19 protein-coding genes are annotated in these 24,778 nt (G+C 71.1%); 9 read left to right on the forward strand and 10 right to left on the reverse strand.

The features are described 5' to 3' along the window. Positions 1-79: 79 nt before the first annotated feature. The 3 genes from ACIOEW_RS36885 to ACIOEW_RS36895 all read right to left on the reverse strand — a co-directional run bounded on the left by ACIOEW_RS36885 (position 80) and on the right by ACIOEW_RS36895 (position 2,903). Positions 80-1,345: a phosphatase PAP2 family protein gene (locus tag ACIOEW_RS36885; protein ID WP_401969687.1), complete on the reverse strand. Its 1,266-nt coding sequence runs from the start codon at positions 1,343-1,345 to the stop codon at positions 80-82. Positions 1,346-1,656: 311 nt separating this feature from the next. Continuing rightward, positions 1,657-2,133: a GNAT family N-acetyltransferase gene (locus ACIOEW_RS36890; RefSeq protein WP_362547034.1), complete on the reverse strand. Its 477-nt coding sequence runs from the start codon at positions 2,131-2,133 to the stop codon at positions 1,657-1,659. Beyond that, positions 2,133-2,903, reverse strand: a complete 771-nt coding sequence (locus tag ACIOEW_RS36895; protein WP_219569419.1) for an IclR family transcriptional regulator — start codon at positions 2,901-2,903, stop codon at positions 2,133-2,135. The genes ACIOEW_RS36890 and ACIOEW_RS36895 overlap by 1 nt, the downstream gene beginning before the upstream one ends. 155 nt (positions 2,904-3,058) lie before the next feature. Between ACIOEW_RS36895 and ACIOEW_RS36900 the strand changes: the two genes are divergently transcribed. The 3 genes from ACIOEW_RS36900 to ACIOEW_RS36910 all read left to right on the forward strand — a co-directional run bounded on the left by ACIOEW_RS36900 (position 3,059) and on the right by ACIOEW_RS36910 (position 6,217). Beyond that, positions 3,059-4,579: an aldehyde dehydrogenase (NADP(+)) gene (locus tag ACIOEW_RS36900; RefSeq protein ID WP_401969579.1), complete on the forward strand. Its 1,521-nt coding sequence runs from the start codon at positions 3,059-3,061 to the stop codon at positions 4,577-4,579. Further along, positions 4,576-5,187: a DUF1349 domain-containing protein gene (locus ACIOEW_RS36905; RefSeq protein WP_401969581.1), complete on the forward strand. Its 612-nt coding sequence runs from the start codon at positions 4,576-4,578 to the stop codon at positions 5,185-5,187. The genes ACIOEW_RS36900 and ACIOEW_RS36905 overlap by 4 nt, the downstream gene beginning before the upstream one ends. 301 nt (positions 5,188-5,488) lie before the next feature. After that, positions 5,489-6,217, forward strand: coding sequence for a hypothetical protein (locus ACIOEW_RS36910; RefSeq protein WP_401969583.1), 729 nt, complete (start codon positions 5,489-5,491; stop codon positions 6,215-6,217). A gap of 65 nt (positions 6,218-6,282) precedes the next feature. On the opposite strand, the gene ACIOEW_RS36915 is transcribed toward ACIOEW_RS36910, so the two are convergent. Beyond that, complete coding sequence (locus ACIOEW_RS36915; RefSeq protein WP_401969585.1) at positions 6,283-7,302, reverse strand: zinc-dependent alcohol dehydrogenase family protein; 1,020 nt, start codon at positions 7,300-7,302, stop codon at positions 6,283-6,285. 102 nt (positions 7,303-7,404) lie between these two features. On the opposite strand from ACIOEW_RS36915, the gene ACIOEW_RS36920 reads away from it, so the two are divergent. The 5 genes from ACIOEW_RS36920 to ACIOEW_RS36940 all read left to right on the forward strand — a co-directional run bounded on the left by ACIOEW_RS36920 (position 7,405) and on the right by ACIOEW_RS36940 (position 13,910). Then, positions 7,405-8,343, forward strand: a complete 939-nt coding sequence (locus tag ACIOEW_RS36920) for an AraC family transcriptional regulator (RefSeq protein WP_401969587.1) — start codon at positions 7,405-7,407, stop codon at positions 8,341-8,343. A gap of 179 nt (positions 8,344-8,522) precedes the next feature. Beyond that, positions 8,523-11,051, forward strand: a complete 2,529-nt coding sequence (locus tag ACIOEW_RS36925; RefSeq protein ID WP_401969590.1) for a Tox-REase-5 domain-containing protein — start codon at positions 8,523-8,525, stop codon at positions 11,049-11,051. A gap of 89 nt (positions 11,052-11,140) precedes the next feature. Continuing rightward, positions 11,141-11,860 carry a hypothetical protein gene (locus ACIOEW_RS36930; RefSeq protein WP_401969593.1) on the forward strand — a complete coding sequence of 240 codons (720 nt, stop codon included), beginning with the start codon at positions 11,141-11,143 and terminating at the stop codon, positions 11,858-11,860. Between the two features lie 153 nt (positions 11,861-12,013). Beyond that, positions 12,014-12,733 carry a DsbA family oxidoreductase gene (locus ACIOEW_RS36935; RefSeq protein WP_362546891.1) on the forward strand — a complete coding sequence of 240 codons (720 nt, stop codon included), beginning with the start codon at positions 12,014-12,016 and terminating at the stop codon, positions 12,731-12,733. A gap of 115 nt (positions 12,734-12,848) precedes the next feature. Further along, positions 12,849-13,910, forward strand: coding sequence for an aminotransferase class V-fold PLP-dependent enzyme (locus ACIOEW_RS36940; protein WP_401969595.1), 1,062 nt, complete (start codon positions 12,849-12,851; stop codon positions 13,908-13,910). 31 nt (positions 13,911-13,941) lie between these two features. On the opposite strand, the gene ACIOEW_RS36945 is transcribed toward ACIOEW_RS36940, so the two are convergent. After that, positions 13,942-14,427, reverse strand: coding sequence for a MarR family winged helix-turn-helix transcriptional regulator (locus ACIOEW_RS36945; RefSeq protein WP_401969597.1), 486 nt, complete (start codon positions 14,425-14,427; stop codon positions 13,942-13,944). Positions 14,428-14,595: 168 nt separating this feature from the next. Here ACIOEW_RS36945 and ACIOEW_RS36950 point away from each other — a divergent pair, with 168 nt between their 5' ends. Then, on the forward strand, positions 14,596-15,666 hold the full coding sequence (locus tag ACIOEW_RS36950; protein ID WP_401969599.1) for an alkene reductase: 1,071 nt from the start codon (positions 14,596-14,598) through the stop codon (positions 15,664-15,666). Positions 15,667-15,799: 133 nt separating this feature from the next. On the opposite strand, the gene ACIOEW_RS36955 is transcribed toward ACIOEW_RS36950, so the two are convergent. The 5 genes from ACIOEW_RS36955 to ACIOEW_RS36975 all read right to left on the reverse strand — a co-directional run bounded on the left by ACIOEW_RS36955 (position 15,800) and on the right by ACIOEW_RS36975 (position 24,744). Next, on the reverse strand, positions 15,800-19,795 hold the full coding sequence (locus tag ACIOEW_RS36955) for a carboxypeptidase regulatory-like domain-containing protein (protein ID WP_401969601.1): 3,996 nt from the start codon (positions 19,793-19,795) through the stop codon (positions 15,800-15,802). A 1,176-nt stretch (positions 19,796-20,971) separates the two neighbouring features. After that, on the reverse strand, positions 20,972-22,006 hold the full coding sequence (locus tag ACIOEW_RS36960) for a LacI family DNA-binding transcriptional regulator (protein ID WP_362546906.1): 1,035 nt from the start codon (positions 22,004-22,006) through the stop codon (positions 20,972-20,974). Positions 22,007-22,234: 228 nt separating this feature from the next. Further along, positions 22,235-23,260, reverse strand: a complete 1,026-nt coding sequence (locus tag ACIOEW_RS36965) for a VOC family protein (protein ID WP_401969604.1) — start codon at positions 23,258-23,260, stop codon at positions 22,235-22,237. Positions 23,261-23,445: 185 nt separating this feature from the next. Then, the gene (gene thpD / locus ACIOEW_RS36970) at positions 23,446-24,339 is read right to left on the reverse strand and encodes an ectoine hydroxylase (RefSeq protein ID WP_362546912.1); all 894 of its coding nucleotides are present in this window, start codon (positions 24,337-24,339) and stop codon (positions 23,446-23,448) included. Between the two features lie 6 nt (positions 24,340-24,345). Next, the gene (locus tag ACIOEW_RS36975; protein WP_351003160.1) at positions 24,346-24,744 is read right to left on the reverse strand and encodes an ectoine synthase; all 399 of its coding nucleotides are present in this window, start codon (positions 24,742-24,744) and stop codon (positions 24,346-24,348) included. Positions 24,745-24,778 lie beyond the last annotated feature (34 nt).

The following is a 24,778-nucleotide window of genomic DNA, read 5'->3' on the forward strand; positions in this document are numbered from 1 at the left end:
CCGCGCGGCCGGTCCCGGCACGTCGTGCCCGGCGACGATCCGTCTCCGCCGGACGGCGGAGACGGAACGCCGCAGCGGCTCAGACCAGTTCGGGCTGCAGCTCCGGCTGCCGCACCGGTGCGGGCTTCGGGTGGTCCCACTGCCTGGTGGTCCGCACATACGCGTAGATCACCGAGGCCGTCGCCAGAACGAGCAGGGGGCCGAACAGCCACGGATGGGCGGCCATCTGCGTCGGCACGCAGCGGGCGGCCGCCAGGATCGCGGCGAAGACCGTTGTGCCGTAGGCGACCAGCTGGGTCCCGGACCGGTCCCAGCCGCGTTCCTGTGAGCGCAGGGCCGTCTCGATCGTGACGGTGAATATCACGCCGGTGATGATGTCGATGCCGTAGTGGTAGCCGAAGCCCAGCGTCGCGGCGAGGGTGGCCACCAGCCAGAACGCTCCCGCGTACCGCAGGAACCGGGGGCCCTTGCGGGAGTGGATGAAGATCGTGGTGGCCCAGGCCGTGTGCAGGCTGGGCATGCAGTTGCGCGGGGTGAAGTCGTCGAACGGCATGTGCTGCGGGCCGCTGCGCGGCGGCATAGCGTCGGGCCACAGATTGGCCACGGCCCAGTGCCCGCCGTCGGCGCCGTAGGCGAAGACCGGTCCGACGACCGGGTAGATCATGTAGATGGCCGGTCCGAGGAGGCCGATGACCAGGAAGGTGCGCACCAGGTGGTGGGACGGGAAGCGGCGTTCGTCCGCGACGTTGCGCAGCTGGTAGAGCGCTACGACGACCGCGGCCACCGCGAGCTGGGTGTAGACGGAGTTGAGGAAGACCTCACCGAACGACCCGGTGGACCTGACCAGCCGGCCCACCAGCCACGAGGGGTTGCCCAGCGCGTGGTCGGCGGTCGCGACGTACTGGTCGAGTACCAGCGGTCGGGTCTTGGAGGTGATGAGCAACCAGGTGTCGCCGGTCTTGCGGCCGGTCACCAGCACCAGGCCCAGCCCGACACCCTTCAGCAACAGGACGCGTTCCCTGCCGGTGCGGCGGGTGACCGCGATGACCGCGCACCCCAGGATCACCCACAGCGCGCCGTTGCCGAAGGGGTGGCCGTGGGTCACCGGCGCGTCGGCCACCCAGCGCACCAGCAGGATGACGAGGTCGATACCGATCGCGGTCCCCAGCGCGATGAACCGCTGCCGCCAGGTGAGTACGACCATCATCAGGCCCATGCTGGCGTACAGCAGGAAACCTGAGGCGGGGGCGACTATCACCTCTCGCGCCTGGCTGGCGATCGGCCCCGGCAGCCCGTAGTGACGCGCGGCTATCTCCAGAGCGACGAGGAATCCGAGGCCCACCACCGCCGCGGTGGCATACAGCGCCGTCCGTGGCCGACGCCAAGTGCCGGGCGTATTTCCGTTGGTTATTCGCGAAAACACCCGCGATGCTATAGGTATCAAGTGTTTGGCCGATTTGTTAGATGTTGGTGGAGTACGTCACGTCGTGGGGCACTTGTCGCGCCGGGCAGCACGGTTCGCCGGTGAGGGGTGAGCGATGAGGTCAATCGCCATGAATTCGAGCATGTTATCGGAGTGGTGTTCGAGGCCTCGAAGGTCATGGCGAATCGCGCGGCAGGCCGGCCGGCCTGCCGCGCGGGACGGGGCGGCGGTTCTCACCCGGGCAGGGTGAACAGCAGCTCGTCCGTCTCCTCGCCGCGCGCGTGCGCGTAGCCGTGGTCCGTGCCCGTCACTGTGAACCCGCACTTCTCCAGCACCCGCCGCGAGCCGGTGTTGTCGGCCGCCGCGCGCGCGTACAACGGGCGTTCCGGTACGACGTCGAGCAGCGCGCCCAAGGCGGCGGTGGCCAGGCCGCGGCCCCAGTGCGCCCGGTCGATCCAGTACGTGACCTGACGGTCGTCCGGCACTCCGTACGCCCCGGCGCTGCCGACCACCGCACCGTCCGCGAGCACCGTGCGCATCACGACGGAGGGGTCCGCCAGGATGCGCGCCCAGTGGGCGTCGAACGCGTGCCGGTCGGCCGGGTCCTCGCTGGTGAAGGCGGCCGTGCGGACCGACTCCGGGTCGGACATCCAGGCAAAGAACAACGGCAGGTCGACGTCTCGTACCGTGCGCAGCGAGACATCCACGATCAGAGCCTCCGGGTGGCGAGGGTCAGCCGGTCCCGCGCGTCGAACAGCGCGTCCTTGACCATCTGCTCGTGCGCCGGTGTGAGCCGGGCGACCGGCACCGAGCAGCTGATGGCGTCCCGGGCCGGGGTGCGGTACGGGACCGCCACGCCGAAGCAGCGCAGCCCCAGGGTGTTCTCCTCGCGGTCCACCGCGTACCCCTGCTCGCGGATCAGGTGCAGCTCCTCGATGAGCTTCTCCCGGTCGGTCAGGGTGTGCTCGGTCAGCGCGGGCAGCGTCTCCGGGAGCATCTTGCGGACCTGCTCGTCGCTGTGGGTGGCCAGCAGTGCCTTGCCGAGCGAGGTCGAGTGCGCGGGCAGCCGGCGGCCGACGCGGGTGAAGGGGCGCAGGTAGTGCTGGGACTGGCGGGTGGCGAGGTAGACCACGTTCGTCCCGTCGAGCCGGGCGAGGTGGATGGTCTCCGTGGTGTCGTCGGAGAGCCGGTCCAGGGTGGGACGGGCGGCCGCGACCACCTCGTCGCCGTCGATGTACGAGGTGCCGACCAGGAGTGCGCGCACCCCGATCCCGTACCGCGTCCCCGTCGCGTCCGTCTCCACCCAGCCCAGTTCGACCAGGGTGCGCAGCAGCATGTAGAGGCTGGACTTGGGGTATCCGACGGCCTCCTGCACCGCGGCGAGCGAGTGCATGCCCGGCCGCCCGGCGAAGTACTCCAGCAACTCCACTGTCCGTACCGCGGACTTGACCTGTGCCCCACCAGACTCGGCAACCGACATCGCCCTACGCCCCTTCCAGCCCACTTACGAAACCCTGCGACTTCTTGCCAACACCGAACGCCCGGAAATAGAGTCGCTTCATATTCACGATCAGGAACTCTGTTCAGAATACCGAACAACTTCTGATGTGTGGCAGTGGAGCGGAAGGAAACACGGTGGCAGCAGCACCAGTCTGGAGCGTCGACCCCCGCACCGGGAACCCGCGTGAGCAGGTTGCGGTGGAGGCTACAGCGGAGGAGGTCGACCGCGCGGTCCGGGCCGCTCACGCCGCACGCGGCTCCCTGGCCGACCGCACCGTGCGCGCCGCCTTCCTGCGCACCGCGGCCGATCTGCTCGCCGGGGCCGGTGAGCACGTCATCGAGGCCGCCGACGCCGAGACGGCACTCGGTCCGGCCCGGCTGACCGGTGAACTCGCCCGCACCGCAGCCCAGTTGCGTGCCTTCGCGGAGGTCGTCGACGAGGGCGCGTACCTCGACATCCACATCGACCACGAGGACGCCACCCGCACCCCTCCGTGGCCCGACCTGCGCCGCTACAAGATCCCGCTCGGCGTCGTCGCCGTCTACGCGGCCAGCAACTTCCCGCTCGCCTTCTCCGTCCCGGGCGGCGACACCGCCAGCGCGCTCGCGGCCGGCTGCCCGGTCGTGATCAAGGCGCACCCCGACCACCCCGCCACCTCCGAACTGTGCGCCTCCGTGCTGCGCCGGGCCGCGGCGCAGCACGGGCTGCCCGAGGACGTCGTCACCCTGGTGCACGGCTTCCAGGCGGGCGTCGAACTGGTCAGGCACCCGCTCGTCAGCGCCGCCGGCTTCACCGGCTCCATCCGAGGCGGCCGCGCCCTCTTCGACGCGGCGGCCGCGCGGCCGGTGCCCATCCCCTTCCACGGCGAGCTCGGCTCCCTCAACCCCGTCGTCATCACCGAGGCGGCCGCGGCCGAGCGCGGCGAGCAGATCGGCGCGGGGCTCGCGGGCTCGATCACCATGGGCGCGGGCCAGTTCTGCACCAAGCCGGGCTTCGTACTGGCCCCCGCGGGCGAGAGCGGCGACCGGCTGCTGAAGTCCCTCACCGCAGTGGTCAGCGACACCGAGGCCGGAGTCCTGCTCGACCACCGTATGCGCGACGCCTTCCTCGCCGGAGTGAGCGAGCGCGCCGCACTCCCTGACGTGAAGGTCCCGGTCACCCCCGGAGCCGGCGGTGAACACACCGTCGCGGCCGGCTTCCTGACCGTACCGGCGCAGCGGCTCGCCACCGAGGGGCCGCACGACGCGCTCCTGGAGGAGTGCTTCGGCCCGGTCACCGTCGTCGCCCGCTACACCTCCGAGGACGAGATCACCGCGGTCCTGTCCCGGCTGCCCGGCAACCTCACCGCCACGCTCCAGATCGCCACCGAGGAGACCGACGACAGCGCCGCCGCGCTCCTGGCCGCGCTCACCCCGCTCGCCGGACGCGTCCTGGTCAACGGCTGGCCGACCGGCGTCGCCGTCGCACCCGCCCAGCACCACGGCGGCCCCTACCCGGCCACCACCTCCACCTCCACCTCGGTCGGCGCGACCGCGATCGAGCGCTGGCTGCGCCCGGTCAGCTACCAGACCACCCCCGACGCGCTGCTCCCGCCGGAGCTGCGCGAGGACAACCCGCAGGGCCTGCCCCGCCGCGTGAACGGACGACCCGCATGACCCTCCGACTTCCCGAACTCCCCTTCGACCTGGAGCCGTTCGGCCCCGCCGCCGGCTGGAGCTACCAGGACGGCGTACTCACCGGCCGGGCCGGCGCCCGGCAGGACCGCTTCGTCCCGCCGGACGGCACCTCCCTCGACACCGAGAGCGACGCGCCCCGGGTCCTGGGCACCGCCCCGGCAGGCGACTTCCAGCTGATCGCCCGGGTGAAGGCGGGCTTCGCCGCCGCCTTCGACGCAGGGGTCCTCTACCTCCACGTCGGCGACCGGGAGTGGGCCAAGGTCTGCCTGGAGCTCTCCCCGGACCGCCCCACCATCTGCACGGTCGTCACCCGCGGCCACTCCGACGACGTCAACTCCTTCGTCGTCGACGGCGACACCTACTGGCTGCGCCTGAGCCGCACCGGCAACGCCTTCGCCTGCCACGCCTCGCCCGACGGCGAGAAGTGGACCTTCGTCCGCCTCTTCGCCCTGGGCGAGCCGGAACGGGCCGCTACCGCGTCCATCGGCTTCCTGGCCCAGTCGCCCACGGGCGAGGGCTGCGAGGTCTCCTTCGACCGGATCGAGTTCCGGCCGAAGGGGATCGCCGACCTGCGCGACGGCAGCTGACCGGACCGCACACCGTGATGCCCCCGCCTTCCGGACACGGAGGGCGGGGGCATCACGGTGTGCGTGGCCGTACCCGGCCGGGACCGCATACCGCAGGCCTCGACCGGGAGCCCCGCGTGATTGCCGGCCCGCCTGCCCGGCAGCCCGGCAGGATCTGGTGGATCACCGTCCGTGGACCGTGCCCGCCCCGTCAAGGACACGGCCCACCGCCATCCGCCGCCGGAAAATCCCTGCTCGTGCGCCACCTCCCGTGAGACTCTGCCGACGGTCCACTGCCGAACCGTTGGGGGAGAGACGTGCCATGGCTGTGCATCTGATCGGGGGCGGCTGGGACGAGGACGTCGCGTCGCTCGTGTACGGGCCGTTCCTCGCCGAGGCGGGGCGGGACGGTGTGGTGGGGTGCCTGCTGGTCGACGAGGGGGACGGCGACGAGCAGTTCGTGCGCTACGCCACCGTGCTGCGCGCGGTGGCGCCGCAGTGCAGGCCGGTGCCGCTGCTCGTGCCGGTGGGCGGAGTGTTCGCGCCCGAGATGCTTGCCGGTCTGGACGGACTGCTGGTCGGCGGTGGACTGACCCCCGCCTACCAGGACGCGATCGGCCCGGTGGCGGCCGTGGTGGCTCGGGCTCTCACCGAGCACTCGCTGCCGTACGCCGGCTTCTCCGCGGGAGCCGTCGTGGCCGCCGGCCGGGCCCTGGTCGGCGGGTGGCTGGACCGTGGAGTTCCGGTCTGTCCCGATGACGCCGCCGAGGACCTCGAAGAGATCGAGGTCCGCGACGGCCTCGGACTCGTCCCGTACACCGTCGAGGTGCACGCCGCACAGTGGGGGACGCTCGCTCGTCTGGTCGCTGCCGTCGCCCGCGGGGACACGGCCTGTGGTGTCGCCCTCGACGAGAGCACGCTGCTGACCGTGGAGAGCGACGGCCGCGCGGTGGTGGCCGGGGCCGGGCAGGCGCATCTCGTACGAGGTGCGGAGCCGGCCGGTTCCGTCACGGTGAACGCCTTCCGTGCGGGAGAGACGCTGACGGTCTGACCGGTATGCGCGCGCGGAGCAGGGCTCATGTTCCGAGCCGGTACGCCGCCGTGCGCGCATTCAGTTCAGTGCCGGACCGTCACCACGATCTTCCCGGTGTGCGCGTTGGACTCCATGAGCCGGTGCGCGTCCGGCATCCGCTCCAGGCCGTCGAACGTCGCCCCCACCACGGGAGCCAGGGCGCCGCTGCGGAGACCGGAGCCGATGAAATGGGCCGCCCGTCGGCGGCGGTCCGGATCGGCCGACAGGGCGAGATTGTTGTAACCGATCACGGTCAGGGGCCAGTTCGACGGCAGCACGGCCGGCCGGCCGTCCAGCCACCCGTACACGATCAGCGTCCCGTCGTGAGCTGCCGCCTCGCCCAGCGTGGCGAGGCCGGGCCCGCCGATCGCGTCGAAGATCACCTCGGCGCCCTTGCCGCCGGTGATGCGCCCGACCTCCTTCACCACGTCCTCGTCGTCCGTCGTGATGACGTGCGCGGCCCCCAGACCGAGCAGTCGCTGCTTCTTGGCGGCGGTACGGGTGGTGGCGATCGGGACCGCCCCGATCCGCCCGGCCACCTGGAGCGCCGCCGTGCCGACCCCGCTCGACGCCCCGGTGACCACCACGTGGTCGCCGGGCCGCAGGCCGCCCCTCTCCAGCAGGGCGCCGTAGGCGGTGGAGTACGTCAGCCAGGCGGCGGCCGCCTTCACCACGTCCACGCCCGCGGGCCGGTGGAGCACGTACCCGGCCGGAACCACCACGCGCTCGGCGTAGAGGCCGTGGCCGCTCAGTTCCTTCCCGGGTGTGGCCATCACGAGGTCGCCGGGCGCGAAGTCGCTCACCCCCGTACCGACGGCCTCGACGACTCCGGCAGCCTCGTAGCCGTTGCGGGAGGCCGGCAGCGTCGGCTGGTAGAAGTACGTGCCCGCGCGGAAGAGGGCCTCGGCCCGGTTGAGACCCAGGGCCTCGACCCGGATGAGTACCTCGCCGGGGCCGGGCGCGGGCAGTGGCACCTCTTCGACGGTGAGGACGTCCGGGTCACCGGTGGTGTGGAAGAGAACGGCCTTGGTGGTGGCGGGTGTTGCTGTGCTCGTCTCGCTCATGTTCATCACCGTACGAAGGTGTTCCAAGACGATCCATATCCGAGAAGCGCCCTTCCATGTCCGATCGTCTCCTGCTCCCGCGCCCGTGGATACGCTGGCGTCATGGATGTCCTCAGCGACGTGATCACGGCCATGCGGGGCGGCCGACCGCATTCCTCCCGGCAGAGCAGGTTCGCCCCCTGGGGCATGAGGTTCCCCGCATCCGAGGGAGCCGGATTTCATGTGGTGCTCCAGGGCTCGGCCTGGCTGATCCCTCCCGGTGAGGCTCCTGCGGTGCGGCTGGGCGTCGGTGATGTGGTGTTCCTGGCCCACGGCCGAGGGCATGCGCTGGCCGACGACCCCGCCACACCGGTCGACGATGTCGTCCCGGGCCCGGACGGCACCTGGCCGGCGCCCGCCGACGAGCCACCCTCCGACGCGTCGGCTCCGGCCGTGCAACTCCTGTGCGGCGCCTACAGACTGAACCGGGCGCGCGCACATCCCCTGCTCTCGCACCTGCCCGACGTGGTCCACCTCCCGGCCGGGGTCGGCGCCCACCCCGCGCTGCGCTCGGCGATCGACCTGCTCGGCAGCGAGCTCCGGACCCCGCTGCCCGGCTCCGACGCCGTGGTGCCCGCGCTGCTCGACACCCTGCTGCTGTACATCCTGCGCACGTGGTGGCTGGAGGAGCAGGCGGCGCCCCGTCCGAACGGGGCGCCGGCGGGCTGGTCGGCGGCGCTCGCCGACCCGGCGGTCTCGGTGGCCCTGTCCGCCGTCCACGACGACCCGGCCAGACCCTGGACGGTCGAGGAGCTCGGGTCCCTGGGCGGTCTCTCCCGCGCCGCCTTCGCCCGGCGGTTCACCGCCGTGGTCGGCGAACCGCCGCTGGCCTATCTGACCTGGTGGCGGATGACGACGGCGGGCCGGCTGCTGAGGGCCGACGACGCACCCCTGCGCTCGGTCGCCCAACGGACGGGATACACCTCGGAGTTCTCCTTCGCCAAGGCGTTCAAGCGGGAGTACGGAGTGGCCCCCGGGCAGTACCGCCGGCAGGCTGGCTGACCCACTCACGTCAGCGATGCCATCGGCGAGGGAGCGCAGGCCGCGACCCTCCGCACTGAGCAGGCCCAGAGGCACTGGGACCCGAGTTGGGTCCTGGGGCCCATGACGGGGGAGCCTCCGCTCCATAGCCTGGGGTGTCGTCATTCTGCCTTCGGGCAGTGCGGGTTGGGGGGCCAAGCATGTCTGCGACAGGTGGCATATCCGCGTACGGAGGCGTGGGGCCCGCGCCCGGTGCGGGGCGCCGCGCGCTGCCGCGTGCCATGGGCGCGGCCCGGCTGCTGCTGCATGTGCTCTTCGGCGCGACGCTGCTGGGCGGCGTCGGCCTGTTCGGTTCCGCGCTCGCCGCCGACGCGCTGGACGGCGTCGTGGTCGGCCTGCTGCTGTACGGGGCCGTCCCCGGAGTAGTGGGCTGGCTGCTCTCGCGGCGGGTGTGGACCGGCGGCCGCGGTGTGTGGGGCGGACTCGTCGCCGTACAGGTGTGGTTGATCATCGGTGGCGCGGCCAATGCCGCCGACGGGTCGATGCACGGCTTCACTCAGGTGTTCCTGCCGGTGCTGATCCTGGTGTTCCTGACCCGGCCGGAGAGCCGTGAGTGGTTCCGGCTCTCGGCGCGGGAACGGGAGGACAAGCCGGACTTCTCGCTGCCGCACATGATCACGTGGCGCCGTGACCGGGGGCAGTCGACCCTGGAGTACGTCGGGCTTGTCATGCTCGTCGCGGCCGTCGTCGTGGCGTTGCTGCTGAGCGGAGTGGGCGGCCCGATGGCGGACCGCTTCCGGGCCGCGGTCTGCTCGGTCACGGGCACGTCCTGCCCGGCGACGGGCACCGGCGGCGACACGGTGAACGCGGGCGACAGCGCGGGCGGCGCGGACACGGGAGGCGCGGACGAGGGCGCCACGGTGGTCGGCGGCGCGGACGGGGGCGGCGAGGACGGGGGCGGTGCCGCCGGAGGCGCGTCCACCGGAGGCGCGTCCACCGGCACGGGCGGAGCGGGCGGCGCGGGAGCGGGCGGCACCACCGAGGGCACGACCGGCGGTACCGACAGCGGGGCCGGAGGCGCCGGGGGTTCCGCGGGCGGGCCGTCCGGGTCCGACACCGCGGGCGGGCCGTCCGGGTCCGACACCACGGGCGGATCTGGCACCACGGGCGGATCCGACACCGCCGGCGGCCCCGACGGGTCCGGCACCGACAGGCCCGGCACGGAGACCTACCCCGAGACCGCCGCCGAACCCGAGGCCGCGTACGACGACATCCCCGCGTCCGGCGAGGAGGACGCGGGGGACTCCGGCGACTCCGGCGACGGGGAGGACAAGGAGGACTGCGGCGGCTGGGGCTTCTTCGGCTGTGCCTGGGACCGTGGCACGCAGGTCGTCGAGGGCGTGTTCGTGGACGGCATCTGGGGCGACGTGACCGGGGTCATCGACCTCTTCAAGCCCTCGACGTGGTCCGGGATCGTCGACTACGGCAAGCAGCTCGGCAGCCAGTGGACGGACGACTCCAAGGACGCCGGAAGCAAGTGGGACAAGGGCGACTACTTCGGCGCGGTCGGCGACTGGGGCAAGGCGTCGTTCAACACCGTGGTCAAGGTCGGCGACGACATGTTCGTCGGCGACGACGTGCGCGAGCGCTGGAACAACGGGGAGAAGACCCGCGCCGTCACCGACGTCGTGTGGAACGTCGGCTCCCTCTTCATTCCCGGGTACGACGTCGCGAAGGTGATCGGCAAGACCAGCAGGCTCGGCCACATCGGCAAGATCGCCGCCGACGTGGCGGAGGCCGCCGAGGACGCAGGGGCGGCCTCGCGCAGGGCCCGCAAGGCGGCCGAGGCCGGGGACGTCGGCGGCGCCCGCAAGGCGGCGAAGGAGGCCGACGAGGCCGCCGACAAGGCCGAGGACTCGGCCCGTAGGACCGGCTGCTCCATCGCCTTCGGACCCCTTGGATCCAGGACCCGCTACGGAGGCACCGGCGTCGCCGGATCCGGAACCGGAGTGCTCGCAGCCGGCACCCCCGGCCACGTGATCCTCGCCGACGACGGCTGCGACAAGGCGGCCGAGGCCAAGGCGAAGGAGGCCCGCGACCAGGAACGCGCCGCCTGGACGGACAAGAAGCGCGCCGAGGAGGCCGACCGCGCGGCGAAGGCGCTGGAGAAGAAGAAGCCGTGGCCGGACGCCGAACGCAACGACACCTCCGACCCGCGGAACTACAACTCGCCCGACTGGGCCAAGGACCTGAAGGACCCGGAGCTCGGTTCGGCCGACGCGGGCGACGGGTACTGGGGGAGCCGCGACCGCAACCCCAAGCCCAACTGGAAGAACGAGTCGTGGCTCCGCTACCAGGAACAGATCACCGGCACCAACCGCGGCAAGGAGTACATCGTCGCCAACCCCAAGGAGGGCAAGCCTCCGGTGGAGTACGACGGTTGGGACTCCGGCAGGCAGACGTTCCTGGAGGCGAAGAACGGTTACAAGAGCTACCTGTCGAAGGGTGACAAGGGAACGCTCACCCCATCCGGCCGGGAGAAGTTCGTCAAGGAGGCGACGGAGCAGGTCAACGCCTCCGGAGGGCGTCCGGTCGAATGGCACTTCTCCGACCCGGACGTCGCCAAGGCGGCCCGGAAGGCCTTCCGTGACGAGGGCCTTCCGATCAAGGTCGTCTACAGCAAGCAGAACCCGGAGACGAGCACGAGGAAGCCCGGGGCCTTCGACTAGTGCCGGGAGGGGCACTAGCCTGGGACGCGCGCCGATCCGCGTGGGTTGCGGGCGGGACCTACGACGGCTCACGACGGTGGAGGCAGGACATGCGACGTGTGGTGCGGGGCTTCTGGGGACCCCGGAAGGAGTCGCCCCTGGAGCTCGCGGGACGCTGGAAGGCGATGCTGGACGCGCTGCCCGCACTGCTTCCGGAGGCCGGTTCCGCCCCGCCAGGACAGCCGTGGACCTGGACCCACCACCACGCGTCCGGCCGCCCCACGGAACTCCGGCCCGACGAGGCGGAGCTGGCAGCCGCGCTGCAGGCCGACCACGACTCCCCGCAGACCTCGGACGGGGCGGGACTGAGCCTGGCGAGCACGGGCGGGCCGGGCTGGGAGATCAGCCTCTCCGGGCGCGCCGGCGGTGAGTCGGAGTACGTGACCCAGGCCGTCGTCCTGGCGGTGCTCTCCCCGGACGGCGCCGAGGTCCCCGAAGCGGCACTGCTCGCACTGATCGCGGACGTCTGGCAGCCGGACATCGGCGATGTGACCGACGACGACCTGCTCGACGCCCTGGAGGACGACGCCGGCTACGACTACACGCAGTCCCAGCTGTGCGTCGGCCGGCTCGGCTACCTCTCCCCGGGGCGCGCGGCGCTGGCTCCCGGCGGGGTGGGTACGCCCAGCAAGGAGCTGCGCGGAGCGGGCGTGCTCCTCGACATCGCACCGCCCGGGGACGTCGAGCCCGTCGTGGACGCCTATGTGCGCCTCCGCGACGCCGGCGCGCTGGAACCCCTGCCCCGCCCGATGAACCGCACCGCCCTGTAGCGGGACCTCCCGGTGCGCCCGGCCGCACGGTGAGCCGGACCGCGCTTCGGCCTGCCGGGGAATGGCGGGAACCCGGTCGGCGTTTGATCCTGAGCGGAGGGCCCCTCCGTGCTGCGGGAGCAGCCGCACGAGAGCCTGGAGAGTAGAAGAGTCATGCGCGTCGAGATCTGGAGCGACATCGCTTGTCCGTGGTGCTACATAGGCAAGGCCCGGTTCGAGAAGGGCCTGGCAGGGTTCGCCCACCGCGACGAGGTCGAGGTGGTCCACCGCTCCTTCGAGCTCGACCCCGGGCGCGCCAAGGGCGACACCGCGCAGGTCGTCGACATGCTGGCGCAGAAGTACGGCCGCACCCGCGAGGAGGCGCAGTCGATGGAGGCCAACGTCGCGTCCAACGCGCAGGCCGAAGGGCTCGGCTACCGAACCGAGGGGCGTGACCACGGCAGCACCTTCGACATCCACCGGCTGCTGCACCTGGCCAAGGCCCGCGGCCGTCAGGACGAGCTGCTGAGCCTCGCCTACCGGGCGAACTTCGCCGAGGAGCGTTCCGTCTTCGACGACGAGGTACTGGTCGAGCTGGCCGTCGAGGCCGGTCTGGACGCCGACGAGGCGCGCGCGGTCCTCGCCGACCCGCAGGCGTACGCGGCCGAGGTGCGGGCCGACGAGCAGGAGGCGTCCGAACTGGGCGCCAACGCGGTGCCGTTCTTCGTCCTCGACCGGCGCTACGGGATCTCCGGCGGCCAGCCCGCCGAGGTCTTCGCCCAGGCGCTGGAGCAGGCGTGGAAGGACCGCCCGCTGACCGCGATCGGCGGGGACGCGGCAGCCTGCGACGCCGAGGGGGCGTGCGAAGTTCCGCAGGCCGGAAGCAACGCCTGACCGCCGTACGCTGCACACATAAGTCCGCCGTACGCTGCACACATAAGTACTGCTTGGGTGCGCCCCTTAACTCTTGGTGATTGACTATGAGTTAAGGGGGATTCAGGCTGGGCCCATGATGATCTCTTCGCTCAGCCGCGCGGTGGCCGCCGAGTTCGCGCCGGAGACCGCCTATCTCAACACCTCCACCTGCGGCCTGCTGCCCCGCCGCACCGTCGACGCGGTGAGAGTCCTTGCCGAGGGGAACACCACGGGCCGCAGGAACGGGGCGGGCGATTTCGAGGCGGTGGACGGGGCCAGGGAAGGCTTCGCGCGGCTCGCCGGTGTCGACGCCGACCGGGTCGCCGTCGGCAGCTCGGTCACCGTTCATGTCGGGCTGATCGCCTGCTCGCTGCCTGCCGGGGCCGAAGTGCTGGCGCCCGAGGGGGAGTTCAGCTCGGTCGTCACCCCGTTCGCGGTGCGCGGAGACCTCCGGATGCGGTACGTCCCGCTGGAGGAACTGGCCGAGGCGGTGCGCCCCGAGACCGCGCTCGTCGCCTTCTCCTCCGTGCAGTCCGCCGACGGCCGGCTCGCCGACCTGGACGCGGTCCGGGCCGCGGCCGCCGTCCACGGAGCCCGCACCCTGCTGGACGCCACCCAGTCCGCCGGCTGGCTGCCGCTCGATGCCGGCGCGTACGACTACACGGTGGCGGGCGGCTACAAGTTCCTGCTCTGCCCGCGGGGCGCGTCGTTCCTCACCGTCACCGAGGAGGCGCAGCACTCCCTGCCGCCGGTCTTCGCCGGCTGGGTCGCGGCCGAGGACCCGTGGGGCAGCACCTATGGACCCGTCGCGAAGCTCGCCCCCGATGCCCGCCGCTACGACGAGCCGCCCGCCTTCCTCTCGTACCACGGCGCCGAGCACTCCCTCGCGCTGCTCAACGAGATCGGCATCGAGGCACTTCATGATCACGCCACCGGGCTCGCCGCCCGCTTCCGCGAAGGACTGGCCGGGCTGGGGCACGAGGCCCTGCCGGCTCCGTCGGCCGTCGTCGGGGTGCCCGGGCTCGGTGACCGGGTGGCGGAACTGGGACGGGCCGGGGTGATGGTCTCCGACCGCGCCGGCAATCTGCGGGCGGCCTTCCATCTGTACAACACCGAGGCGGATGTGGACCGCGCCCTGGACGTGCTCTCCGGCTGAGGTGCCTGCCGCCGCCCGACGGGCGCGGCGGTCAGTGGTCCGCCGGACAGTCCGCCGTCTCCCGGCAGAGATTCTCCTCGACCTTGGCCAGCAGCCTGGCCAGCTCCTTGCGTTCCCCCGAGTCCAGGCCGGCGAGGGTGTGCTCCTCCAGATTAGTCCAGGACCGCTCCACGTCGGAGAGCAGTGCGCAGCTGTTGTCGGTGGCCTCGACCAGGACGGCCCTGCGGTCGGCCGGGTCGGGGCAGCGCCGGACGTGCCCGGACTGCTCCAGGCGCTGGAGCATCTTGGTGACCGTGGAGGGGTCCAGGTCGACCGCCTTGATCACTTCGGACTGGCGGACCGCACCCGCGTCCCAGAGGTACATCATCAGGAACTCCTGGCCGGGGTAGAGGCCCGCGCCCTTGAGCAGCTTGCCCGCCGCGATCCGGTGGAGCCGTGCGACCCGTGACACGGCATGGCTGACCGGGCCGCCGCGCGCGGCGCTGGGCAGCTCGGTACAGGCGGGATCGGGCGTCATGGGGAGCTCCTCGGTGGGTACGGGGCGGCTCTTCGGCTGCCGGATGCGGATTCACTCCAACTTTACCTTGGTCGGCCAAGTAATCCGCTACAGTGACACTCGACGCAGATGCTTGGTCGGCCACATAGTTTTGGTTGGCCGACCATATATTTTCTTCGGGAGCTTTCGATGACCACCGCATTCGACCCGTTCGACCTCGCCGGCACGCAGCTCGCCAACCGCATCGCCCTGGCACCGATGACCCGCAGCCGGGCCGGCGGGGGCGGGGTGCCGACGGAGCTGACCGCCGAGTACTACGCCCAGCGCGCCTCGGCCGGGCTCGTCATCACCGAGGGCATCCAGCCGTCGGTCGTCGGCCAGGGCTACCCCGGCACCCCGGGGCTGCACAGCGACGAGCAGATCGCCGCCTGGCGCAAGGTCACCGACGCCGTGCACGACAAGGGCGGCAGGATCTTCGCCCAGATCATGCACGCCGGCCGCATCGGCCACCCGGTCCTGCTGCCCGACGGACTCACCCCCGTCGGCGCCTCGGCGGTCGCGGCCACCGGACAGGTCTTCACCCCCGTGGGCGCGAAGGACTTCGTCACCCCGCGCGAGCTGACCGAGGCCGAGATCCGGGAGACGATCGCCGACTTCGCCACCGCGGCGCGGGCCGCGGTGGACGCCGGCTTCGACGGAGTGGAACTGCACGGCGCCAACGGATACCTGATCCACCAGTTCCTGGCGCCCAACTCCAACCTGCGCACCGACGAGTGGGGCGGTGCCGTGGAGGGCCGGATCCGCTTCGCCCTGGAGACCGTGCGCGCGGTGGTCGCCGAGATCGGTGGGGCCCGCACCGCGATCCGTCTCTCGCCCGGGAACCCGTACAACGACATCGACGAGCCCGCGCCGGAGCCCACGTACAGCGCGCTGGTGCAGGCGATCGAGCCCCTCGGGCTCGCCTATCTGCACCTCGTCGAGGGCGCGGCCGGCGACCGGGCGCTGACCGAGTCCCTGCGCAAGCAGTTCAACGGGACCCTCGTACTCAACCCGGCGAGCGAGGGCCCGACCGGACCCGGGTCGCTCGCCCTGATCGAGGAGGGCGTGGCCGACCTCGTCGCCTACGGGGCGCTGTTCCTGGCCAACCCGGACCTGCCGGAGCGACTGAGGGCCGGCGGTCCCTACAACACCCCGGACAGCGCCACCTTCTTCGGGGGCGACCACCGCGGCTACACGGACTACCCGGTGCTGGGGGCGTGACGTCCGGAGACAGGGCGCCCGGAGAAGAACCTCTCCGCGGCGCCCTGTCGCCGGACTCCGGCACCCTGCCGCACAGGCAGTGCGGATGCCGGCGTGCGGAGGGCCCGCCCTCAGGGCGGGCCCTCCGCTTCCTCTAGGCCTTCTTCACGGTGAAGTCCGTCGTCACGGTTCCCTTCTTGACGACCTTGACGGTGGCCACCGTCGGGGCGTAACCGTCCTTGGCGACGATCACGGTGAGGGGGTTGTTGCGGGCGTCCAGCCAGAGGGCGTAGTGGCCGTCCTTGTCTGTGATCAGGGTGTAGGAGGATGCCCACGAGTCGATCTGGACGGTCGCGCCCTTGAGGGGAGCGGTGGTGCCGGCGGACGACTTGCCGGACACCGTTCCGGTGATCTTGCCCCAGGTGTTCGGCGGGGCCACCGTCATGGTGACGGGGACCGACGCCGCCGGGTACGGGGTGTTGGCGGAGATGCCGATCTGGGCCGTGAACTCGCCCGGCTGGGTGATCTCGTCGACCGAGGCCTTCACCGTCACCGCGACCGTGACACTGTCTCCCGGAGCGAGTTTGACGTCCGAGAAGTCCAGGGAAAGCCAGCTGACGTCCGAGCTGCCGGTCTGGTCGTAGCCGGCGAGCAGCTCGACGGCGGTGGACGGGGTGCTGGGAGCGTTGGCACCGCCGACCTTGTAGAAGCCCGGGGCGCCGCCGCCGCGGTAGGTCGCTACGTCGGCGTTGGGCAGGGACGACCAGGTCCCGGCTTCCGGGTCGTAGGCGTAACCCGCATTGGTGAGAGCGCCGTCGCTGACACCGGACGAGATCAGCAGCAGACCGTTGGCCGCCGTGGAGGACGAGGCCCACAGGGTCTTCGGCATGTCAGGCAGGGCCGACCAGGAGTCGGCGGCCGGGTCGTAGACGTATGCGGATTTCAGCTCGCCGGCACTGTTGGTGCCGCCGGAGCAGTACAGCAGCCCGCTGATGGCGCCGCAGGACTCCCAGGCGACGCTCGCCGGGTAGCTTGCCGCGGTGGACCACGAGTCGTCCGACGGGTCGTAGACCGTCACTGACGTGGAGCCGCAGGTAGTGGTGCAGCCGCCGACGGAGTAGAGCTTGCCGTTCAGGACCGCGGAGCCCGAGCCCGCCAGCGGAGCCGGCGAGGAGGCGCCGGTCGTCCAGGTGTTGGTGGCGGGGTCGTAGATCTCCAGCTTGGCATCGGGAGCGCCACTGGCACCCCAGCCGCCGACGGCGTACAGCTTGCCGTTGATGAAGCCGTGGGCCGGAGCCTCCCGGGTGTCGGCCGCGTCGGCCAACTTCTTCCAGCCGTTCGCGGCGTCGTACGAGTACAGCGACCTGGTGTCGTCCGCACCGTCGTAGCCGAACGCCGAGTAGATCGTGCCGTTGTCGGCGGTGACCGCGTTGTCCATGATGGCGTCGGGCAGATCAGCCACGGTCTGCCAGGCGTCGCCACCTTCGGCCGGAGCGACAGCGGCGGACTTGCCGGCCCGGCTCTTCGCCGACAGAGGCGAGTAGTCGCCCTTCGTGCTGATCAGCGGGGCGCCCGAGGCGGCCGGTGTGAAGACGCCGGCCTTCTCGGCCAGTTTGACAGTGGCGTCAGCACCACCGGTGTTCTTGATCGTGACGGTCTTGGTTGCCGAACCACCCCAGGCCACCGGGGCGTTGACCGCGGCGGGGGTGACTTTGAGACGCCCGGCCTTCAGGGAGAAGTCCTTGGTCACGGTCGAGTCGGCGGCGAGGGTCACGGCCTTGGAGGCGGTGGTGTACTTGGGCTTCGCGGCGGTCAGGGTCTGCTTGCCGACCGGTGCGAAGGCCCAGTAGAAGCCGTCGCCGAGCGCCGCGTCGTCCGGGGTGGCGGCCGAGGTCGTGCTCACGGCGCCGTCGCCGGTGCCGTTGAGCGTGCCCCCGGTGATGCCGTCACCCGTGTTGGCGTCGGTGACCTGCCCGACCACCAGACCGCCGGGGACGGTCGTCAGGCTGCGGGAGCCGATGAACACGTCGTCGAGCTGCCACCACCAGCTGAACTTGCCGGTGAAGTGGAACCGCACCCGGACGTCGGACTTGCCCGCGTAGCCGGTGAGCGCAAGGGTGATCTTGGACCCGGTGACGGCGGTGGTGTGCGAGGAGATCGTGGACCATGTGGTGCCACCGTCCGAGCTCACCTCGACGTCGGCCTTCTGGCCGGAGTACGGCTTGTAGCTGGTCCGGTAGCTCAGCGCGGGCAGATCCGTGCCCGAGAAGTCGTAGGACGGACTGGTCAGCGTGGAGTTCTGGACCTTCCCGCTGCCTGCCTTGTCGCTGTCCACGATGGCGAAGGCGCCCTTGCCGCCGGTGGTGTTCTTCCGGCCGCCCGGGTCGTCGAACTGCCATCCGCCCGTGGTGCCTTCGGCGTTGACGACGGACCAGCCCTCGGGCGCGGACGTGGTCGAGTCGAAGGGCTCGGTGGTGCCCGTGTCCGCCACCGTGTACCCGGCCGCGGTGCCCGCCCAGGCGTCCACCGGCAGGCTCACGTTGGCGGAGACCGCCGAGTCGCCCACGGTGATGTCCTTGGTGGCGCTCCGGTAGCCCGGGTAGTTGCTGGTGACCTTCAGGGTGTACGACTTGCCGGCCGGGAGGTCGACCGAGTAGGCGCCGGTGCTCGGGTCGGTCTCGACAGGTGCGCCGGGCACTCCGTCGACGGCGACCGCCGCGTAGAGCGGCCAGCCGTGGCCGGAACCGTCAGTGACCTTGCCGGAGACGGTGCGGGTCTGGACCGGGTCGAGCGCGAGGCTCTTGGTCGCCGAGCCCCCGTCGGTGACCTCGACGCCGGAGAAGGTGGCCGTGGTGTAGCCGTAGGCGGCGACCGTCAGGTCGTAGGTGCCGGGCGTCAGAGTCAGCGAATAGGTGCCGTCCGCCCCGGACTTGGCCTGGGAGTCACCCGCGGTGATCTCCGCGCCCGTGACCGGGTCACCGGTGGCGCTGCTGGTGACGGTGCCGCTCAGCACGCCGTGCGGACCGTTCCGGAAGGCCTGTACGCCGTTGGGCGTGCCGAGGCCGGTCGGACCGTCCCAGCCCTCACCCGCGGTGCACAGCTTGGCCGGGGTGCAGGAGCCGTTGTCGCCGTCGACGACGTCGTTCAGACCGCTGCCGGCCGCGTAGGGGTAGGCGGCCGGGTAGGAGCCCGCGGTCGGCGTGCCGGCCGCGGCGTACACACCGGCGATGATCGGTGACGAGGCGCTGGTGCCGCCGTAGACGGCCCAGCCGTCACCGCCGTAGGTCTGGTAGACCGAGACACCGGTCAACGGGTCGGCGACTGCGGCGACATCGGAGACCGCGCGCTTGTCGCAGTCGGTACCGACGCTCTCCTGCCAGGCGGGCTTGGCCTCGTAGACCGAGCAGCCCGAGCCAGGGCCGCCGTAGCTGTTGGACCAGACCGATTCGGAGTAGCCGCGGCTGGTGGAGGAGTCCTGCACCAGGGCAGTGCCGCCCACGGAGGTCACGTACTGGGACGCCGCAGGGTAGGAGACGCCGTAGGCGCTGTCGCCCGAGGAGGCGACCACGGCCACACCCGGGTGGTTGTAGTGGGCGTCGAATTCGGTGGTCTCCGACGGGTCCTCACCACTGCCCGGATCGCTGGAGTAGCCCGTGCCGTAGGAGTTGGAGACGTACTTGGCGCCCTGCGCGACCGCTTGGTCGACCGAGGCGCCCATGTCCTCGAAGCTGGCGGAGTCGGCTTCCACCAGGACGATCTTGGCGAACGGCGCGGCTGCCGAGACCATGTCCAGGTCGAGCGAGATCTCACCGGCCCAGCCGCTGTTGGGCGCCGGGTAGTCGGTGCCGCCCCGCTGGTCGACCTTCTTGAAGCAGCCGTTGTCCGTGGTGCAGGCGGGCAGTCCGTACTGCGCCCGGTAGACCGCGAGGTCCTCCTCGGCGGTCGGGTCGTCGTAGGCGTCGACGATGGCGATCGTCTGGCCCGCCCCGCCGTCGGCCGGCAGGTTGTAGGCGCCCTGGAGCGCGGTGGCGCCCCAACCGCTGGGGGTGGCGGCGTTGGGCTGGACGCCTTCCCTGGGGGTCACGTCGGTGCGCCGGAGCGCGAAGCAACGGACCTCGCCCGGCCCGGGTTCGGCGCAGGAGGCCTCCACGGACGGTTTGGTGTTCAGGTCAGAGCTGGCAGATGCCGCCGCGGTCGCCGCCGGAGCGGTGAGTCCCAGTACGGCGATGGCTGAGGCGCTGGCCAGGGCGGTCAGCCCGGTCCAGATCGATCTCCTACGTCTGAGAGTCGGACTGGATATGCCGGTAACAGACAATTGCGTGTCTCCCATGTGATGCACGGGTCGACCACACGCTTTACAGGTCGACGGCGAATAACTTTCGCCGTCCACCACTTAGTCGGTATTCGAGAGGCATATGTCAACGATGCAATCGTTAAGGATTTATTTCCCTGAGGCCGGAAGGGGGTCATTTCGAGCGAATCGAGAGAAAAGGGTGTCAGATCGCTTTCAGTGGTCTAGGCAGTCGGTTTCCGGCCTCTTGTGTTCCTGGCGTCCGGATCGGTGCGGCGCGGTGCACCCTTCGCGCCGTTTGTGTCACATTCACCTCATTGTGAGGAACGGCGACTCTCCCGGCGGTCGGCGGCGGACCGCTTGAGGCTGAACGGGGCCTGGCTGGATGGGAGTTGAAACTCGCCAGGGCGCCGAGTCCGATTCCAGCCACTTGGGAGGGCCCGCTGGCTCCGTCGATCCTGCCGGGTGGCTGCGACCAGTACTTTCGTCGGGCACGGGTGTGGCCGGGTGATTACTTTCGGACATGATCCGTGTAAGTTGCACGAGTGTGAGGGTGTTTCTGCTTGCGAGGGTTAATGGAAAAGGCGACTCCGCTTTGACGGCTCGGTGGGCCGGCTTGCTGTCGATTGGGAGTCCACTAAACGGAAGTGGGTGCCGAGAGGTTTATTCGCCGGGGGTCGGTGCGAATGTCGGCGGGTTCGAAAGGTAAACCTGGATCGGCGGATTTCCGTCCGGGGCGGCGGGCCCGGGTCCGCGGGGCTCGGGCGTGCGGTAGGCCCGCTGTGCCGGTTTTTTCCCGCAGACCGTCGCGGCGGCCGGTCCCGGCATGGAGGCGGAGCCCGCCCGCCACTTAAAGGTCTAGACCGTGGAGTCGCACGCTCAGGTCGCGAACGGGCCGCGGGCACGGGGAGGCCGGGGCCGTCACCGGGCCGGGGCTCCACCGGGTCGGGGGGACTTCACCGAGCCGGGGCCCCACCCGGCCCACCGGCCCGGTGCGAGGCGAGAGCGGCGCGGACGGGCGCCACGGTGCCGCCTCTACGCCGAGTCGCGGCGGACCAGTTCGGTGGGCAGTATCACCGCGGCCGCGTCCTCGCCGCCGATCTGGGCGAGCAGTACCCGTACCATCTCCGCGCTGATCCGGTCCCAGGGCTGACGGATCGTCGTCAGCGCCGGCCGGGAGGCGAGCGCCGCGGGGGAGTCGTCGAAGCCGCCCACCGCGACATCGTGCGGCACGCTCCGCCCGGCCCTCTCCAGTGCCGCGAGCACGCCCTGCGCCATCAGGTCCGAGGCGACGAACACCGCGTCCAGGTCGGGGACCCGCTCCAGCAGCAGCGAGGCGGCCGCCTCGCCGCCCGCCCGGCTGTAGTCGCCCGGCACGATCAGTGCGTCGTCGGCGGGCAGCCCGCACGCGGCGAGCATCTCGCGGTAGCCGGCCAGCCGCTCCACGCCGCCCGGGGTGTCCAGGGGGCCGCTGACCGTACCGATCCGGCGGCGCCCCGACTCGTACAGGAAACGCACCATGTCCCGGGCGCCGTCCCGGTCATCGGCCGCCACATAGCTGACCTTCGACCCCTGCCCGAGCGGCTTTCCGCAGGCGACGAGCGGGACCCCGGCCTCGTACAACTGCGCGGCGACCGGGTCGCCCGAATGGCTGGAGACCAGCAGGACCCCGTCCACATGGCCGGCGATGTACCGCATGTTCCGGCGGCGCTCCGCCTCCGTGCCCGCGATCATCAGCAGCAGCGGGATGTCGTGCGCGGCGAGCGCGCTGGTGCAGCCGCGCAGCAGCACGTTGAAGTTCGGGTCCTCGAAGAACCGCTCCTGGGGCTCCGTGAGCAGGAACGCCACCGAGTCGGAGCGGCCCGTGATCAGCGACCTGGCATGCCGGTTCACCGTGTAACCGGTCTTGCGGATCGCGGAGTTGACCGCTTCGAGCGCGGCCGGACTGACGTTGTGACCGCCGTTCAGCACCCGGGAGACCGTGCCGCGCGAGACTCCGGCCTCACGGGCCACGTCGTGGATCGTCGGCGCCCGGCGGCGCCCCGTACCGGTCTGCTCTGTGCGGCTCATGATGCATGATCTTTCATCAAGTGACGTCCTGGCGGGGTCCGTCAGGACTCTATGACCCCGGAGTCCGCGGGGCGCGGAGAACTTCGTCGGTCCCGGCCTGCTGAACAGGATCCGGACCACCCGGAACGCCGCCGCTGTCGCCAAGGCCGGAGAACCACGTGCTGTCCGGACACGACGCGAAACCGCTCCCGGCAGCCGCCCGGTTCTCCTCCGGAGGCCCGTCCGGCGCTACGGCTGCGGGGTCTCGTCCAGCGGGGCCCCGTGCCACTTCCACGATGTCACGCGCTCGCGGCCCGGCAGATCCGCGCGGCCGGTGGACCAGAGCAGTACGGTCCACCGGTCCTCGTCGGCAGGGGCATCGGGGAAGAGCCGGGCCAGCACCCGGTCGCACAGGTCCGCGGGCGGGGTCCAGCCGATGCCGAGGCCCTCCGCCACGTCGTGCGCGTGCACCAGGGTCTCCACGACGCCCATGGCGGCGAAGCCCTCCGCGTCCGAGGCCCCGAACACATGGTGGGAGCGGACGTCCGGAGCGGTCGTCCGCACCATCGCCGCCAGCAGCGCCCCATTGGCCTCCAGGGTCCGGAGCAGCCCGGGCGTACCCGCCGCCGGATCCGCGAAGACCGCGTTGTAGGGACCGCCCTCGCGCCGCGGGGCCCAGTGGAACGGCACATCGGTGTCGCGTGACGAGGCGGGCGCGCCCAGCTGGACGGCGTACGCGAAGAGGTCGTCGCTCAGGTGCTCCACGGTCTCCCAGCAGTCCCAGGTGAGCGTCCCCGCGGGAATGTGCCAGTCGTCCGCCAGTGACTCCTTGAACGCGGCCACCGCCAGGCCCACCGCCGACGTCACGTCGTCCGCGGTGACCGGCAGCCGCGTCCCGGTCAGCCGAGCCCGCTCACGCGCACTGCACTCCACACAGAACTCGTTGCCCTCCGGATCGGCCAGAGTCACCCAGCCCCGCCCGTTCGGCCTGCGGTGATCGCCGACCAGGGTGGCACCGAGGGCCACCAGCCGCTCGACCTCCTCGTCCCGGGTGCGGTCGTCCGGCTGGACGTCGAAATGGGTGCGGTTCTTGATGCTCTTCGGTTCGGGCACGGTGACGAACAGCAGGGCGGCACCCGGGGTCCGGACCATGGCCTCGGGGTCACCGGGGAAATCGTCGTCGGCGAGGGAGGATCCCAGCACCTCGGCCCAGAACGTGGCGAGCTTGTAGGCGTCGGCACAGTCGACGGTGACGTGGTGTACGTGTGAAGTCATGGGCCCCACTTTCGCCTGTGGCCCGTCGCCCGGTCCAGCGGGTTACGGCAGCGCCGACCGTCGCGGGGGAGGCCGTCACGACGACGGCGGGGACGGCGCGGCGGGGACGACGACAGCGGCGACGACAGCGGGGGCGGAGACGGCATTCCGTCCCCGCCCCCGCCCCCGCCGTTACCGGGACCGCCCTACCTCACCGGCGTGAAGTCCCGCGCCCCGATGAACTCCGGGCGGCGGATCGGCGCCGCGAACGGCTCCTCCGCCTCGTTCTCCACGCTGTTGAACACGATGAAGACGTTGCTGCGCGCGTACGGGGTGATGTTGTCGCCCGACCCGTGCATCGCGTTGCAGTCGAACCAGGTCGCCGAACCGGCCTTGCCCGTGAAGAGTTTGATGCCGTGCCGGTCGGCCATCTTCGTCAGCGCCTCGTCGGACGGGGTGCCCGCGTCCTGCATCTGCAGCGACTTCTTGTAGTTGTCCTTCGGCGTCTCGCCCGCACAGCCGAGGAACGACTTGTGCGAGCCGGGCATGATCATCAGCCCGCCGTTGGTGTCGTAGTTCTCGGTCAGCGCGATCGACACGGACACCGCCCGCATGTTCGGCAGACCGTCCTCGGCGTGCCAGGTCTCGAAGTCCGAGTGCCAGTAGAAGCCCGAGGCACCGAAACCGGGCTTGACGTTGATCCGTGACTGGTGGACGTACACGTCCGAGCCGAGGATCTGACGGGCCCGGCCCACCACGCGCTCGTCGCTGACGAGCCGGGCGAAGACCTCGCTGAGCCGGTGGACCTCGAAGACCGACCGCACGGAATCCGACTGCGGCTCGATGATCGAGCGTTCGTCGGCCCGCACCGCCGGATCGGCGATCAGCCGCTCCAGCTCGGCGTGGTAGCCGGTCACCTCGTCCGGGGTGATCAGCTGGTCGACGGTGAGGAATCCGTCGCGCTCGAAGCCCTGGAGCTCCTTGGCGGCGACCGGACCCGGTGCGCCCGGCGCGGACCAGATGACCGGGTCCTGGCGGGGAGTGGTCATCTCGGCGGCGCCGCGCGACGGGTACAGGTCGGCGCGTACATCAGTGGTCATGGTGGTTCAGCCCTCCTCGGTCAGCAGCGGGTAGACACCGTTCTCGTCGTGCTCCTCCCGTCCGGTGACGGGCGGGTTGAAGACACAGACACAGCGGAAGTCCGTCTTGGGACGCATGGTGTGGTGCTCATGGCCGTTGAGCAGGTACATCGTGCCGGGAGTGATCCAGTGCTTCTCGCCGGTCTCGTCATTGGTGAGCTCGGCCTCGCCCTCGACGCACAGGACCGCCTCGATGTGGTTGGCGTACCACATCGACGTCTCGGTACCCGCGTACATCGTGGTCTCGTGGAGCGAGAAGCCCACCTTCTCCTGGGCGAGCAGGATGCGCTTGCTCTCCCAGGTGCCTGAGGCGGCCTTCACATGCCGGTCGGTGTTCTCGATGTCACTGAACGATCGGACGATCACGGTGGGTCAGTGCCTTTCTCTCTACGGTGTTTCT

The sequence above is a fragment of the Streptomyces sp. NPDC087901 genome (assembly GCF_044742205.1).
Classification (GTDB): domain Bacteria; phylum Actinomycetota; class Actinomycetes; order Streptomycetales; family Streptomycetaceae; genus Streptomyces.

Coding starts and splice junctions, on each gene's coding strand:
- ACIOEW_RS36930 (WP_401969593.1), top strand. CDS start 11,141: ATGCGACGTGTGGTGCGGGGCTTCTGGGGACCCCGGAAGGAGTCGCCC.
- ACIOEW_RS36965 (WP_401969604.1), bottom strand. CDS start 23,260: ATGACTTCACACGTACACCACGTCACCGTCGACTGTGCCGACGCCTAC.
- ACIOEW_RS36950 (WP_401969599.1), top strand. CDS start 14,596: ATGACCACCGCATTCGACCCGTTCGACCTCGCCGGCACGCAGCTCGCC.
- ACIOEW_RS36945 (WP_401969597.1), bottom strand. CDS start 14,427: ATGACGCCCGATCCCGCCTGTACCGAGCTGCCCAGCGCCGCGCGCGGC.
- thpD (WP_362546912.1), bottom strand. CDS start 24,339: ATGACCACTGATGTACGCGCCGACCTGTACCCGTCGCGCGGCGCCGCC.
- ACIOEW_RS36940 (WP_401969595.1), top strand. CDS start 12,849: ATGATGATCTCTTCGCTCAGCCGCGCGGTGGCCGCCGAGTTCGCGCCG.
- ACIOEW_RS36915 (WP_401969585.1), bottom strand. CDS start 7,302: ATGAGCGAGACGAGCACAGCAACACCCGCCACCACCAAGGCCGTTCTC.
- ACIOEW_RS36905 (WP_401969581.1), top strand. CDS start 4,576: ATGACCCTCCGACTTCCCGAACTCCCCTTCGACCTGGAGCCGTTCGGC.
- ACIOEW_RS36895 (WP_219569419.1), bottom strand. CDS start 2,903: ATGTCGGTTGCCGAGTCTGGTGGGGCACAGGTCAAGTCCGCGGTACGG.
- ACIOEW_RS36920 (WP_401969587.1), top strand. CDS start 7,405: ATGGATGTCCTCAGCGACGTGATCACGGCCATGCGGGGCGGCCGACCG.
- ACIOEW_RS36960 (WP_362546906.1), bottom strand. CDS start 22,006: ATGAGCCGCACAGAGCAGACCGGTACGGGGCGCCGCCGGGCGCCGACG.
- ACIOEW_RS36910 (WP_401969583.1), top strand. CDS start 5,489: ATGGCTGTGCATCTGATCGGGGGCGGCTGGGACGAGGACGTCGCGTCG.
- ACIOEW_RS36925 (WP_401969590.1), top strand. CDS start 8,523: ATGTCTGCGACAGGTGGCATATCCGCGTACGGAGGCGTGGGGCCCGCG.
- ACIOEW_RS36935 (WP_362546891.1), top strand. CDS start 12,014: ATGCGCGTCGAGATCTGGAGCGACATCGCTTGTCCGTGGTGCTACATA.